The sequence below is a fragment of the Bacillus sp. AFS023182 genome (assembly GCF_002560575.1).
GTDB lineage: Bacteria > Bacillota > Bacilli > Bacillales > Bacillaceae_G > Bacillus_A > Bacillus_A arachidis.
This window is the reverse complement of sequence record NZ_NTRO01000042.1, coordinates 19845-34062: the sequence shown is the minus strand read 5'-3', so window position 1 is coordinate 34062 and position 14218 is coordinate 19845. Positions and strand designations below refer to the sequence as shown.

At 32.5% G+C, this 14218-nt stretch carries 15 protein-coding genes and 1 pseudogene; 3 read left to right on the top strand and 13 right to left on the bottom strand.

What is annotated here, in order from left to right; translation table 11 throughout:
* Positions 1 to 1358: Cna B-type domain-containing protein (locus tag CN288_RS19110; RefSeq protein WP_255260013.1), on the bottom strand; the 1358-nt coding region annotated here is incomplete at its 3' end.
* A 1599-nt stretch (positions 1359 to 2957) separates the two neighbouring features.
* Between CN288_RS19110 and CN288_RS19105 the strand changes: the two genes are divergently transcribed.
* On the top strand, positions 2958 to 3179 hold the full coding sequence (locus CN288_RS19105) for a hypothetical protein (RefSeq protein ID WP_255260012.1): 222 nt from the start codon (positions 2958 to 2960) through the stop codon (positions 3177 to 3179).
* A gap of 254 nt (positions 3180 to 3433) precedes the next feature.
* Here the strand turns inward: CN288_RS19105 and CN288_RS19100 are convergent, their stop codons facing one another.
* The 3 genes and pseudogenes from CN288_RS19100 to CN288_RS30085 all read right to left on the bottom strand — a co-directional run.
* Positions 3434 to 4036: a DedA family protein gene (locus CN288_RS19100; protein WP_098302860.1), complete on the bottom strand. Its 603-nt coding sequence runs from the start codon at positions 4034 to 4036 to the stop codon at positions 3434 to 3436.
* Between the two features lie 278 nt (positions 4037 to 4314).
* Positions 4315 to 4944 carry a GNAT family N-acetyltransferase gene (locus tag CN288_RS19095; protein ID WP_098302859.1) on the bottom strand — a complete coding sequence of 210 codons (630 nt, stop codon included), beginning with the start codon at positions 4942 to 4944 and terminating at the stop codon, positions 4315 to 4317.
* Between the two features lie 158 nt (positions 4945 to 5102).
* Positions 5103 to 5306 (bottom strand): annotated as a pseudogene (locus CN288_RS30085) (hypothetical protein); the annotation flags it as partial.
* On the opposite strand from CN288_RS30085, the gene CN288_RS28910 reads away from it, so the two are divergent.
* Complete coding sequence (locus tag CN288_RS28910; protein WP_176527699.1) at positions 5275 to 5463, top strand: hypothetical protein; 189 nt, start codon at positions 5275 to 5277, stop codon at positions 5461 to 5463. The pseudogene CN288_RS30085 and the gene CN288_RS28910 overlap by 32 nt on opposite strands.
* Positions 5464 to 5624: 161 nt before the next feature.
* On the opposite strand, the gene CN288_RS19085 is transcribed toward CN288_RS28910, so the two are convergent.
* From CN288_RS19085 to CN288_RS19075, 3 genes are all read right to left on the bottom strand, one after another.
* A complete protein-coding gene (locus CN288_RS19085; protein ID WP_026593203.1) occupies positions 5625 to 5990 on the bottom strand; it encodes a hypothetical protein in 366 nt (121 codons plus the stop codon).
* A gap of 243 nt (positions 5991 to 6233) precedes the next feature.
* A complete protein-coding gene (gene pulA, locus CN288_RS19080; RefSeq protein ID WP_098302858.1) occupies positions 6234 to 8798 on the bottom strand; it encodes a type I pullulanase in 2565 nt (854 codons plus the stop codon).
* Positions 8799 to 9276: 478 nt separating this feature from the next.
* On the bottom strand, positions 9277 to 9723 hold the full coding sequence (locus tag CN288_RS19075) for a DUF7832 domain-containing protein (RefSeq protein WP_176527701.1): 447 nt from the start codon (positions 9721 to 9723) through the stop codon (positions 9277 to 9279).
* Positions 9724 to 10121: 398 nt separating this feature from the next.
* On the opposite strand from CN288_RS19075, the gene CN288_RS19070 reads away from it, so the two are divergent.
* Complete coding sequence (locus CN288_RS19070; protein WP_098302863.1) at positions 10122 to 10940, top strand: alpha/beta fold hydrolase; 819 nt, start codon at positions 10122 to 10124, stop codon at positions 10938 to 10940.
* 58 nt (positions 10941 to 10998) lie between these two features.
* Here the strand turns inward: CN288_RS19070 and CN288_RS19065 are convergent, their stop codons facing one another.
* The 6 genes from CN288_RS19065 to CN288_RS19040 all read right to left on the bottom strand — a co-directional run bounded on the left by CN288_RS19065 (position 10999) and on the right by CN288_RS19040 (position 14018).
* A complete protein-coding gene (locus CN288_RS19065) occupies positions 10999 to 11328 on the bottom strand; it encodes a hypothetical protein (protein ID WP_255260015.1) in 330 nt (109 codons plus the stop codon).
* Between the two features lie 157 nt (positions 11329 to 11485).
* The gene (locus CN288_RS19060; RefSeq protein WP_098302857.1) at positions 11486 to 11950 is read right to left on the bottom strand and encodes a GNAT family N-acetyltransferase; all 465 of its coding nucleotides are present in this window, start codon (positions 11948 to 11950) and stop codon (positions 11486 to 11488) included.
* Positions 11951 to 12212: 262 nt separating this feature from the next.
* Positions 12213 to 12422, bottom strand: coding sequence for a hypothetical protein (locus CN288_RS19055; RefSeq protein WP_090690446.1), 210 nt, complete (start codon positions 12420 to 12422; stop codon positions 12213 to 12215).
* 220 nt (positions 12423 to 12642) lie between these two features.
* Complete coding sequence (locus tag CN288_RS19050) at positions 12643 to 12990, bottom strand: hypothetical protein (protein WP_026593196.1); 348 nt, start codon at positions 12988 to 12990, stop codon at positions 12643 to 12645.
* Positions 12991 to 13057: 67 nt separating this feature from the next.
* Positions 13058 to 13453: an immunity 22 family protein gene (locus CN288_RS19045; protein WP_098302856.1), complete on the bottom strand. Its 396-nt coding sequence runs from the start codon at positions 13451 to 13453 to the stop codon at positions 13058 to 13060.
* Positions 13454 to 13829: 376 nt separating this feature from the next.
* Positions 13830 to 14018 carry a hypothetical protein gene (locus CN288_RS19040; RefSeq protein WP_255260010.1) on the bottom strand — a complete coding sequence of 63 codons (189 nt, stop codon included), beginning with the start codon at positions 14016 to 14018 and terminating at the stop codon, positions 13830 to 13832.
* Positions 14019 to 14218: the final 200 nt, after the last annotated feature.

Here is a 14218-nt window from a genome sequence, read left to right as displayed (position 1 = left end):
TTTGGTAGATCCGTGAAGCTAAAATTCCAGTTTCCAGCTTGGTCAGCTTTCACTTCTTGTGTTTTCAACTCTGTACCATTTTGAAGCAATTGAACTGTTATGCTTTCTGGGCGTTTACCAAACTTATTGTTGTTGTCATTCCATATCTTCGTTCCTGAAACAGATGTAGTTTTCACCTTATTCGGAACCATAAGCTTTACACCTTTTTCAGCATTTCTATCAATTGTAAAGTTTACTTTCGCTTGAGGATCGAAATCTACATAGTTTGGAGCTGAAATCTCTTGCACATAGTAATTTCCTGGATCTAAATCAGGAACCTCAACAATACCTTTTTCATCGGTTTTATAAGTATTTCCAATTTGCTGACCCGATTCCGTATACAATTTAAACGAGACATCAGGTATGAATTTTTCCGTATTCCCTTCAATATGCTTAACAATTCTTAACGTTCCTTTTGGTGGTAAATCACCTTGGGCACCGCCACCCGCATTTATATTCTTAACCCAAGCCGTATTTGAAAAAGATTCCGGTTGCTGATTTAGAATTTGATATTTAACTGTAAAATCATTAAAGAAATTCTCTTGGTTCATTCCACTTTCAGTTATAGTAGAGCTATATCTTATACTAAGAATCTTACCACTTGCGTGATCCTTATAAGCCCTAATCTCGAAAGAATTATCATTAAATGTAATCGTTCCGTAACCTTTATCCCTAAACTGCTGAGCTGTTAAACTTTCATTTCCAATTATTAAGATAACGCTATCCTGATTAAGTGTTTGACCCGCTTGTAAAATATCGGACAAAACAATATCATCACTTAGCTGTTCTTTGTTACTGTTACCATTTACATTCAACTCCCAGTTCACTTGATTTGGGGTTTCTGGATTAATTGAACCTGTTTTGTAGGCAAATGGTACTGTACTCGTTCCTTCATTTGGACCTTTAATAGTTACCGTTTGATTTGCTAAACTGGTACCTAAGTTAGTATCCACTGTTATGGTTTGTCCCGTTCCTACATTATTAGTCGCTTTAATTTCAAAATTAAAATGCCCTCTAATGTTTTGAAGTTTCTCAACTGTATCATTAAATGTACAAACCACATTAGTTGTAGCTATCTGGCAAGTACCAAAATTAACACCTGCATCATTATTTAATGCAATGGTCCTACTATATCCTTGCAATTCTGAAGGTAACGTTAGTGTTAGTGTGTCTCCAGCTTTCATTTGATTTCCAGATTTATCACTAAACGTTACTCTTATTCCTGTTCGTTCTCCGTAATTTAATTCCTTTTTATCGAATGTAAAACTATCAACTAACCCTGTTTTATTTAATTCTTGTGCACTTACTATTATAGGCACCAAACTCTGACCTATAGTAAACATAAAAATCATTAAAATCGAAAAAATCGAAGTTACTCTTTTTATCATGTCATTCTCCTATCAATTATTATTAGATGGCTTCTAATATGAATATGTAATGACAATGACTTAATAGGATGATGACATTTCTTCTTTTTTAACTGTTATAAACTTAAAAACTTGAAAACAGGTTTCTAAAACGATTCCTCTGCTCTCCATTAACCTTCATTTTTTCTAATGCAACACTAATTTCACTAAGTTTACTATTTACAAATTTAACAATTGTTGATATTATTGTAACTGTCTAAATTACATTTTTTCATCATCCCTATCAAGTCTCGGAATCTTATGTTGTATCATATCTACCATCTCATGGTGAGCATAAATTCCTGATTAATAATGTTTTCATCCCAATGCTATTGGTTTATTCATACTACTTTCCATTGTTTTCAGATTCATAACATCAGTATGTCCAAGTTTGATAGCACCTTTTTAATGATTCACAATTTTATTTACCAGAACCTTTTGCCCCCTCCTAAAGGCATTTTTTATGCTCTCCTCCGTAATATATGACTACTTTGAAAATAAAAATAGCTTTTGTAACTTTTATAACTGATTTTGTAATTAAAGAAACCAAACATAAATACGATATTTTGAATATACTTCTTATTTTATACTCCTTCCTACATACACTGAAATATCATTCTTAAATGCTTGCGCCATCCCCCCTACCGAACCCTTGATTCACATAGTGAAAATTACAAATCCCTAGTAACCTTGTTTACTCATGTAAATCTTTCAAATCATTTTCCAGGTTGTAATTACGTTGGCTTATGCTTTTTAAGAAAATGAACGGTAACATCCTCAATCTGTCTCAGCTTATGAATTTCGTATTTTATTCACAACTTACATGACGTATAAACTTCTTGGTTAAATCTCGCTATACCGGATCTTCAATTAAATTCTCAGCATGACGACAAGATTCATAATTAATTGTAGTTGCTTATTTCTTTATTTCCATAAAACCAGATTTCACATTGCTTGGTCGGTACAATGGCATATAGGCCATTTATAAATAGCTGTAATACATGTGCACTTAAGTAATAAAGGTGTCATCAGAATAACAAAATACACGTTCTCTACTTCTACCAAATAATTAATAATTACATCTTAGTCACCTCACTATTTGTATATAATGCTAGATATTATATAAAACAAAGAAAGAGTAGTAAGCGTAATGTCAATCAGATAAAAAACTAAATTTTCAGTCTTTTTTATATTTAAAGGAGGATATTTTCAGCTACTCTTTCTTTGTATTATGAGTTTAACACTAAACATAACGTATAACAAGACAAAATTATTCAATTTTCTCTTAATTTCGACATTTTTCTTAGAGAGGCTTATATCATACTAGCAAAAGTTCCTTACAATGCATTTTAAACAAAGCCATTTATAAGTTTAATTATATTCGCATCAATAACGAAGAAGGCATAACAATGTTACGTATTCTACTTCGATTGAAGCCAACAGCATCATCTTCTTTCTTTTCTCTCTATTGATAATAAATAAAAGAACAAGGTGAGTAGGAACGGGTATTTAATGATGAAATTTTACAAACATGAACCGTACACGCAACAAATACTACGCGATTCATTTTCAATAGACAAAAAAATGTTATTAATGATGAAAAAAGCAAAATTTCCTGTTCATACTTCTCTATTACATCTCATTCAATTCCCTACTCTAATTCTATCTGGAGCAGGAAAAGTTGTAATAGGTGTTGATAAAGGAAAAGTTGCTCTGACTGTAGCTTTGAAATAAAGTTCACTTAAAAAATTCGATTAAAACTCATTTAGAATTTTTCTATCAATTAGGAGGAAATACGGTACAACAATTTCATTGAATGATTCCTGATCTACGCCCTACACGTACTTGAGGAAGGGGACTTCTGTTGGAGTACTGTAAATAATGATGGACAAGAGTACCAATAGACATCCCTTATACTTTACCTTCAAATACTCGGTAAATGATTCTTTTTGATTTTGATCAGAGTGAATTTCGTATTAATTTATACTTTATACAAACACACGCTTTAATTTTTTTCGAAAACGAATACCTAGCGTAATGGCTACAATGATAACCACTCCGAAGATAATTTTCCCAATGTGCTGTCCGAGCACCGCAAATATAACATGTGATTTTCCTCCTAACCAATAGCCACCAATTAAAAAGAAAGATACCCAAAATAGAGCACCGGCGTAGATCGTTATGGCAAAACGACGGAACGGTAAATTAATAATACCTGCAAAGTATCCAGTAAAATGACGTACACCTGGGATGAAGAATCCAATAAAGATAAGGAAATATCCATATTTATCAAACCACATTCTCGTTAAACCAATTTTTCTTTGTGTTAAAAATACATATTTCCCATATTTCTGTATAAAAGGCATACCAAGTTTATTCCCTAAAAAGTATTGAATTGTCATCCCTACACTTGTACCAATAAAGGATAAAATAATTAAAAGTGGTAATTGTAAATCTCCTTTATGTGCCAAGAAGCCTGCATATGCTAGTGTTGGCTCTCCTGGGAACGGAAATGCAATATATTCTAACAGTGTTCCAACAAGTACTACATAGTAGCCGTACTGCTGAAATAATTCATAAACCCATTCCATATTGTTTTCTCCTTTTTTCTACAGTATTAATCACGTACAACAACCAGTGGTTACACTAGTCCTCATAAGAATCTAGGCATTTCAATGCTGAGTAGTTCCAAAGCAGCATAAACCTTTACTCTGCACAATAATTAAAAAACAGAAGTTCCACCCAATCATAAAAATAAAAAGCGAATAACTTATTAGGTTGATTACGATAATACTCAAGAAGGCTCTTTGCTGGATAGTAAAAAGCGGAAAACCGTATCACAAATAAGAGATACGGTTTTTACTAATAGTTAAAAATCATAACAGTATAAAAACACATTAAATTTTGCCTTCATTGAATCAAAGTAAATTTCCTTTTCATTTATACGTTCAAAGTTTTGATTGTCATAAAATCCATAGTTACATTTAGCATCTGTATATAAATATAAAGATTTTACATCCATACTTTCCATATAATTAAACAAATGGTTCATTAGAGTCTTTCCAACTCCAAGACCTCTGGATTCCCCCGATACAATGAATAATTGTATACAACCTTGAAAATCATCTTCTTTTCCATAGATAAGTTCTTTATATGCATCTTGAACTTTTACAAATTCTTTCATGAATTGTTTATTCTCCTTATTGGCTATGAACATTTTAAGCATGTTATAGGCATAACTGAACGTATTATGAGCTTTTCTTAAACGATTTTTGTCTTTTGTTGAATCGCCCAAAATAACACCAATAATCTTATTGTTTCTTTCTGCTACTTTGCTAAATGAACTTCCTAAAATACAACTTTGTAGATAGATGTTTAATACTGAATCTAAGAATTTTTTATCCTTTATGATTTCATTGAAGCCAAATGCTTCGCCAATCAATTTTTTAATAGACTCGTAATCTTCTTTGACTAAATCTCTATATATTACCTTATTCATATTTTCAAGCTCCCTTTTATATAAATATAATTTAATTTCGTATTTTATTGCGAATGCCTTATTATAATAGTAATGTCTCCCCTTAAGGGAGAGTCAACGATAATATGAGAAAAAATACGAAAAGCCGCGTCTAGTATAATTACCAAACGCAGCTCGTGTTATTCCAAAAATGGTAGATATGCTTGTTGAATACCGTTTTGTGTTGCAATATAGAATACTTTGGCAAACCCTTCATTTTGTATACACTCATTAATAACAATCATGATGGGGATTCTACGTAAATCTAACATAAGCTTTTTTCGAACATGTTCTGCTAAAGCAAGATTTGATATGAATAAAATAAAAATTCCAGGTATTGTTTTGATAATTCTGGGTGAGATGTTTGATAACATTATTCCTGCTCTAATTCGAGAAATCGTAGGGGACGAAATTGCTAATTGGATGGAAGTGCCCTATTCTAATTGGCAAAAGTTAATGAAATTCAAAGAACTAATGGGTTTTCTTGACTCTGATTATTAGGGTGTTTTCGGAAGTATGACTAATCAGCTCGTGCTGGCATTGCTCAGGTGTCAGTCACTATCTTAGACATTGATACTCACTAGTTACTAGAATACGAAACACATGTAAACAATTATGGTGTAAAAAAACAGCAGAGTTTATAATATCTCTGCTGTTTCCTATTATTTAACTTCTAACGTGAACCAATTATTTAATGAATAGACAAGCGTTACCAAACAGCCAATTACACCAAACCAAATAACATTAGGATCAATCTTTGAACCAAATAATACTGCTATTACCGATACCATACACAATAACATCGCTAGACCATTAATCTTAATTTCGACTATATCGCCACTTTTCACTTGCTTTTCTTTACTTCCAAAAAACAATTGATTTGCTTTTAGCTTTGCTTCTTTTACATCAGAAGGAAGCGTATACTCTTCATTATTTTCTAATTTCATTACCACTTCATTATCTACTTTTAAAGCTACTCTTGTAGCTCCGCCCATCATTCCTGTTGCCCTTATTACTTTTATACTCATCTCAAACTCCCCTTAAAATGTTGTCCGTTTAATAAAAACTTTCCCCTCTTCAGTTTAGTATATTTTCTACAATTTTTCATCTTTTTTCCATGATTTATATTATCATATTCGGATTTAATTTATTAATAGGAGTATGAGTGTTTCTACCTTTTACTTTATAGCCTATAACTAAATAACCTTTTGCACTCCTGTGATGTAGGTAATGTTAGTTTCAAGCAAGATTTCCTTTTACATCCTCTATTCTTATTTAATCGGTTTCTCTGTTTTTAAAACAAATGAACTTAATGCAGGAACCTTCATCTTATTATCATGGAATACATACAGCACTTTACTTCCTGCATGTTCACCATCTACTAGCACTTTCCAAGGACCTTTTGATGGAAGATTTATTTCCATAGCTTCTCTATTTGCATTGTGAGCTACAACAAAATATTCATTTTTATTTTCTTTGCTATCAATTGTGTAAGCTACAACATTTTTTGGCGCATCCATGAACGTTACATGTTTTTTAATTTGTTCAGCAGTTATCATGCGAAAAGCTGAATACTTGTTACGTAGCTCAATTAACCCTTTCATATACTCAACTTCTTTATCAAATGCTGCACGGCGCACCCAATCCATCTGGTTAATCGAATCAGGAGATTTGTAGCTATTATGGTCACCATATTTTGTACGCATGAACTCTTGCCCTGCATGCAAGAATGGAACCCCTTGCGATGTTAATATGATAGAAGAAGACAACTTATGCATTTGTTTACGTACTTCTTCACTATCGCCAGGATTCGTCAACTCAAGCTTATCCCATAATGTATGGTTATCATGTGCTTCAACATATGTCAGTACTTGTTCAGGATCCTGATAAGTAGACACCTTTTTATCATAATCAAGACCAGCCGTAATTCCTTTTTTTATGCGTTCTTCCATGTTTTGCATTCCGTTCACAAAACCATTATCCTTATCTCCAAATACGCTGCCTTTCAATCCGTCACGAATATCGTCATTAAAATGAGCGATTCCGTTCATTTTCTCCGCATTTTTTTGATTCGCCTTTAACTCAGGCGCAAGAGGCGTATTTAAATCCCAACCTTCTCCATGAAGAATAATAGAAGGATCAATTTGATGAACCGCTTTACGTATCGCATTCATTGTTTCAACATCATGAATACCCATCAAATCAAAACGGAAACCATCTAAATTATACTCTTTCGCCCAGTACACGACGGAATCTATCATAAATTTCCTCATCATCTTTCGTTCAGAAGCTGTATCATTCCCTACACCTGTTCCATTTGCGAATGAGCCATCCTCATTGTAACGATAATAATACCCTGGAACTAACTTGTGGAAATTAGATTCAGCCGCACTGTACATATGATTATACACAACGTCCATTACAACACGAAGATTATTATCATGAAGTGTTTGAATCATCTGCTTTAATTCAGTAATTCGAACAGTCGGCTCATAAGGATTAGTAGAGTATGAGCCTTCTGGTACGTTGTAATTTTTCGGATCATATCCCCAGTTATATTGTGGTTCGTTTAATTTTTCTTCATTTACTGAAGCATAATCAAATATCGGTAAAAACTGAACATGAGTAACACCAAGATCTTTAATATGATCAAGACCTGTTTTTACGCCTTCTGGTCCCCTCGTTCCTTTTTCTGTTACACCAAGATATTTTCCTTTATTTTTAATACCACTTTCAGGTTGAATGGAAAGATCACGCACTTGCAACTCATAAATAATAGCATCTTCCGGGTTTTTAAATTTCGGCTTTTTATTCCCCTTCCAATTTTTCGGATTTGTTTCTTTTAAATCAACGACTGCACCTTTATCACCATTCACAGAAGCAGCACGCACATATGGATCAACGGCCTCAGTCCATTTGTCCCCAATCTTCACCTTATATGTATAAAAAAGACCTTTTTGATCACCTGTAAGTTTTGCAGTCCAAGTTCCTTTTTCACCTTGATCCATGCTTATTTCAGTACCTTTTTCATCATTCCATTTTTTATAAGTAACCAACTTTGCCTCGCTCGCAGTGGGAGCCCACAAACGAAACTTGGTTTCCTGTGGCGTATAAATATTCCCTAAATCATTGCCATCATAATAAAATAAATGATCAAATTCCTCGCTACGGATTACTTTACCAATTTCAGTATTAGCTTCAATGGAATTTCCCATTTTGATTTTGTATGTTTTTTTCAAGTCAAGATTCTTTTCTGTAATGATTTTAACCTTATTGGTAATATCTCCATTATTTGTGTCATAAGGATTAACTTTCTCAATGTTAACGCCGTCAATTTCAATTTTATGCTCCTTAATATTGAATGGAACATTGGTAGTCATAGTGATTTCATTGAAGCTATCAATGGTCGCTTTCTGAATAGCAAGTTCAGAAGATGGCTTAGAATCATATACTTTATCATCGCCCGAAAGAACCCATACTTCAGCACGACCATCCTTAATATTTTCAATCCAACGATCACCACCGTCTTTTTCCCATTCATTCGTACGAACTATAAATCCAACACGATTATAATCACCATCTATTTTTACTTTAGCATACTTACCAAACTCATCTTCCCCAGTAAATTCATAGAACCTGCCACTCGCATTTTCGGTCCACATCCAAAGGTTCCAATCCTTTGCATTTCCAACCTTCTCCTTATAATGAATGATAATTTCCGTTGTTTTCGCATTTGATTCTGCTTGTACACTCTGAAAAGAAAAACCAGATAATAGCATAGCAATTACAGTAAGTAATAAAAACGTCTTGTTTATTAATCTTTTTGTCATATACACTCCATTCACCCTTTCTTACAATATTATGAACCATTCATTATGAGTAACACTGCATAAGTTAATCTAGAAATCGCTTTTATACCACCTCCATATTGAATGTTTATACTTATTTCCAATGATCTTTTGGTAGAAAAATCAAAGGTAGAAAGGGATAAGAAATCAACGAAAACGTTTGCATTAAATATCAAAAAAAGACTTACTTATTCCTCCTTATATCTCTAGATATCAAAAGATCATGGAAAACATTCTAAAGAAAACGTTTGTTATCGCTTTCAATTTTATAGCACGAACTATAAAGAGGTCAATATATTATTAATTTTCTGTTTTTACCCTATGTACATATTGTTAACATGTAAACAAAACCTATTTTAAAAAAATAAACGGTTATACCAAAAGGGAAACAACGACTAATCTTAAAGATCGTTATTTCCCTCTATTTCTTTAACTTTAAGCGGTAAATTTTTTCGATAATACGTTGTTACAGTTTCCGTATGTTATTTTTCCAATTGAGATAGCTATAATCAACCTCTTCTTTTAATTCAAAATAGTTTTCCCAAGTATCTTGTGCATGATAAAGTGTCTCGCCTGCATCTACAAAAACATCCCTATAATCATATAGATATTTCCAATCATTATCACTATTAAAGTAATACATTGCAAATTGATTACCCTCATCATTTAACATGTCATCTGCAAGCACACCACCCCATTTTATATAGATTTGCGTGCCAGTCATTTGTCTAAGATTAAATTTATTAATATCATCTCGAGATTTTTCTTCAAACGCTTTACTAAATAAATGATTTTCAATAATCCATCCAAGAAACATACCAGTATGTACATATGCTTGTTCAATTGGCAAATCCTCTGGAAGATCATCAAAATAGTACTTTGCTTTATCATAAATCACGATGCCCAACTCCATTTCATACCCTATTTTTTCTATTCTACCAAAAATAAGGTATGAATAGGAAAATATATCTATATCACCATAACTAATCTTCAAAACATACAACTATAATAAAAATCTCATATAAGAAATTCGTTGTTCCAAAAGCGAAACATACATTAAATGCTCATAAATAACTGTGGAGAGATAAAATTTTAGTTTTGAGGTATTTTTAATCCCACATGATTTCAAAACAACAATTTGAGCGTAACTGTAAACTATGGTGACTTTGTTTCTTAGTTAATTCCTGCATTTTATAACATTTGCCAATCATATAAAGTATAGAGGACTACCGATTATAGTTAAAAGCGATAAAAATGGAAGCCCTTTTTCATTTTTTTATGATAGATGAGAAGAAAGGAGAGATTTCACAAATGACTGTAGTGAAGAACGGAACATTGCAAGTGCCTGGAGCGAGTCTTTACTATGAAATCAGAGGAAAAGGACCTGTACTTCTAATGATCCATGGCGGTGGTGGTGACGCTGATAAATTTCTTAAGGTCGCTAATCATCTTGCTAATTGGTATACAGTTGTTACCTACGACCGCCGTGGCCATTCCCGCAGTAAGCTTACCAATCAAACTGAAGATTACTGCGTGGAAACACATAGCGACGATGCTCACCACCTGCTAACTAAACTGACCCATGAACCGGCATACGTATTTGGAAGCAGCTCTGGTGCTGTTATCGGACTTGATCTGTGCATACGCCACCCAAGGCAAATAAAGCTACTAATCCCTCACGAACCCATCTTATTGCAAATTTTATTCGGTGATGAGCAGGTGCAGGCTAGAAAATTCATGGAAGACCTTAAGAAAAATCATAAAAAAGAGGTCATAAAGTTATTATCAAATGCACGAGCGGACACTAACAATCAAAAACAACCGAAAGATGTGCAAGCAAAGCGAATGCTTAGTAATTCAACGTATTTCGTTGAGTATGAAATTCCAGGCGTTCTCGACCATTCACTAGATATCGATGCCTTGCAAACTGCATTAAAATCTTCATCGATGCAGGTGCTTCCAGCAGGAGGAAGTGATTCACGGGACTTTTTCGCTTACCGCTGCGCAGTCGCATTAACAGAACAACTAGGAACAGATATCGTAGAATTCCCTGGACATCATGGAGGCTATAACACAAGTCATCATAAAGAATTTGCTGAGAAATTACACGCGATTTGTCGTTCACATTAATAAAGACAAATAAAAACTAGCAAAATGAAATTTGCTAGTTTTATTTATTTCGGGACTACTATTCATCAGAATCATCTCCAAACTTTACATTGTCGATTGCCCCCCTGTCTTTTGCAACCCCTTCTATAGTCTCAATTAAATTTCTTACCATCTCAAGTGTAATCAATTCTTCCTCTTCATAAAGTTTTATACTTGCTCCCATTGAAAGTAATTCCTCAGCAAATCTCACCAAAGATTTCAATTGATCTGCATCACTGTAGTTACATTCCATTACAGGCTTTTCTGTTTTCATATTTTGTTTGATTTCACTTATCGATTTAGATGTTTTTTTTCTAATCAAAGGGAGATACTTATTAGAATTCGAATTATGACGCACTACTAAACTCACGGTAACCAACTCTACTACCCTCCTTGTAATGAGCATTTTGTATTTCAGTTAGATAGAAGTTTTTATAAAAAAGATTGATTATTTTCAGATTCAAATTATTCAATGCAAGCTACCTATTGTATATAAAGTTACTTTGACACACTATCCAGTATCTTTCTTAAATGACCTTCATCATATTTATATTTGTAATTTCATAACCCAACTTTTCATATAACCCACGTGCAACTGTGTTATGACCAAAAACATGAAGACCAATTTTATTCATTCCTAATTCTTTAGCAATAATTTCAATTTCTTTCATTACTTGCTTACCATACCCTTTTCCTCGGTGTGGCTCATAGATTATAAAATCAAAAATATAGCCTTGATCTGGATTTGTAGTTGATGTTTTTGCAATCCAAATCATTCCGACTAGTTGTTGGTCTTGAAAAATAGAGTACAAGTAATTCAGCTCAGATTTCTCATCTTTAGGTAACAGTCTAGAAAATTCTTTTTTAGATAGATTGATTGCCTCATCTTCACTCCAGTTTCCTGAAGTAACTTTGTTTTTTGCATAGTTCTCAATTGCACCAGAAATGTATAGTTGAAATTCTTCTTTATTCATCGGTTTTAATGTAATCACTTAATCCCCTCCTACTTTAACGTGATTGAGCTAGTTTATATAAACAACAAGTTCCAATGCTCGCTACTGCTAGCAGTTGAAATAAGCCTAACGACTTAAAGTTGTCATTATTATATAATAATTCAAAAAATATACCAAATGAGTGAAGCATTGTATCTTTTTTGCAAGCATCGTGACTTTCATTCAAATTAACGCATAATATAACAGGAAGCATAACTTTGCATAAAATGCAGGTTTATGCTTCCAATAAGTTAACATTAACTCACTTATTAGTACAATTCTTAGGTTCTTTAAAAAAGTTAGATGCAATGCAACAAACTATTCCAGTAATTAGAATACTATATTTTACCATTTCACTTGTATGCTCAAATAAATTAATTCCATTAATTACATTAAGCATTACAAGTCCCCAAAACACTTGAATTGCTCCAAAACCTAATAATATTTTTCCTGTTCGAGAAAATTTTTTCATAGCCTTCCACCTTCCATATATATGTAAATTTTATCATAAAAACCCCAAAATGAATGACTACAAAATAAACTTTCTGCAAGTTTATGGGTTATTTTGTAGGGGAATTTTGTAATGTTAGACCTTAAAAACGATATTTTGATGCAAAGTTATGGGTTATTGGTATGCAATTTTATGAGTTAAGTCACACATAAAATTAAATTTACTCAAAAACAAAGAGGATCTAAAATACGAGATTCTCTTCAATTCCCTGTATAATGCTCCAATCTACGCCGTCTTCTAACTCATTTTCAAGTTCTTCTAATAAGCAAATCCCTTCTTGTTCAATACCCGCGTCATATCCATAAATCTCAAAATATCTTTTCTTATATTTTGTATACCAATAATATGTACTATATATGATCGAATGTTTCGCTTCTTTTCCATTTAAATTCATTGTAGTATGCCTTAAAAAATCATAATAACTCCAAAACTCTTTTAATCTCTCATCACTAAACATCTTACTAGGCACCTTTTCTACTTTGTCTCGTTGCATGAATTTCGTTAATTCCAACTCTTTTATTATTTCCATTCAGTTATCCCTTTCCGTCCTTGTTCGTGTTTATTATATTCCGATTCTTCCATTGAATCTAATGTCTTTACCACCTATCATCAAAAATTACAGTATATTGAGCAACACCAATACACTCCAATTCGTTATTTTTATATGTAATCTTTGTTTTTCTGGCGTTATATTCAAAATTATAAACTAGAATTGCTGTATTACATTCTTTATTAAAATTTCTGTTCTCAAATTGTTCAGTAAATTGTTCATAATATGAAAAGCCCCTCAATAAATCTTGAATATTATTTACCGGTGATTGGCCAAACCATTTCTTTTCAACTAAATCACGAACATAATAACCTAAGTTAAAATGTCGTTCGAATATAGAGGGTATACTATCTCCATCTTCCGTATATTTAATATTCGTATAGTTTATAAGCTCATCGTGACTCTCAAAATTCCCAATCCATACTGTTACTTTTTCATTCATCTTATCCCCCCTTTCATTCTCTTGGAAAAGTGCTTTTTCGGTTCTTTAATTTATCTTTTCTATAAAATGTACTATTTCGCTTAAACCATAATAGACTTTTATCGAAACTAGCTAACTCTCAATTTATAGGTTCCCTGCTAACATGAAAAGGATCCACATGATTCTCTTCTAATAATTTCTCAAATTTCTCTGTTTCGTATTTTAGAAAATATTCATATTCTGACTCCGAAATAAAAAAGGCTAGCAAAAGATGATGCCAAATTTTGATCACTTTATAATATATTTAATTCAATTCTAAATTATCCAAAACGCTCTGAATTAACCATTTTAGTTTCTCTTCATTCATCTTTCTCATACCATATTTTTTAACGAATCCCTAAACCATATCCCAATTCTCTAGGTGCAAAATTTGCTTTAACTCTGTCCGAAGTTTTTTACGATACTCCATATTTTCAACCAAGTTAAAATCTTTAATAATTTTATCCAATTCATCATAATCCGCACTTACATTAAAATAGCATTCAAGAAAATATTTAAAAGTTTCAAATTTCAATTTCCGACTCAAGTTATCGCCTCTTACTAAAACTTTAAATTTGAAAATCAATCATAGCTCATAAAACTATTTCAGAATTAGCAATATCCACTTTTTTAATACACGTATAATTTCTAATACCTTTTTAATTGATATCTGTTAAGGTAATATGTTAATAATTTACCTTAACAGGACTTTTTGAAAATTTAAGTGTTCTTTTTATTCCCTTATTC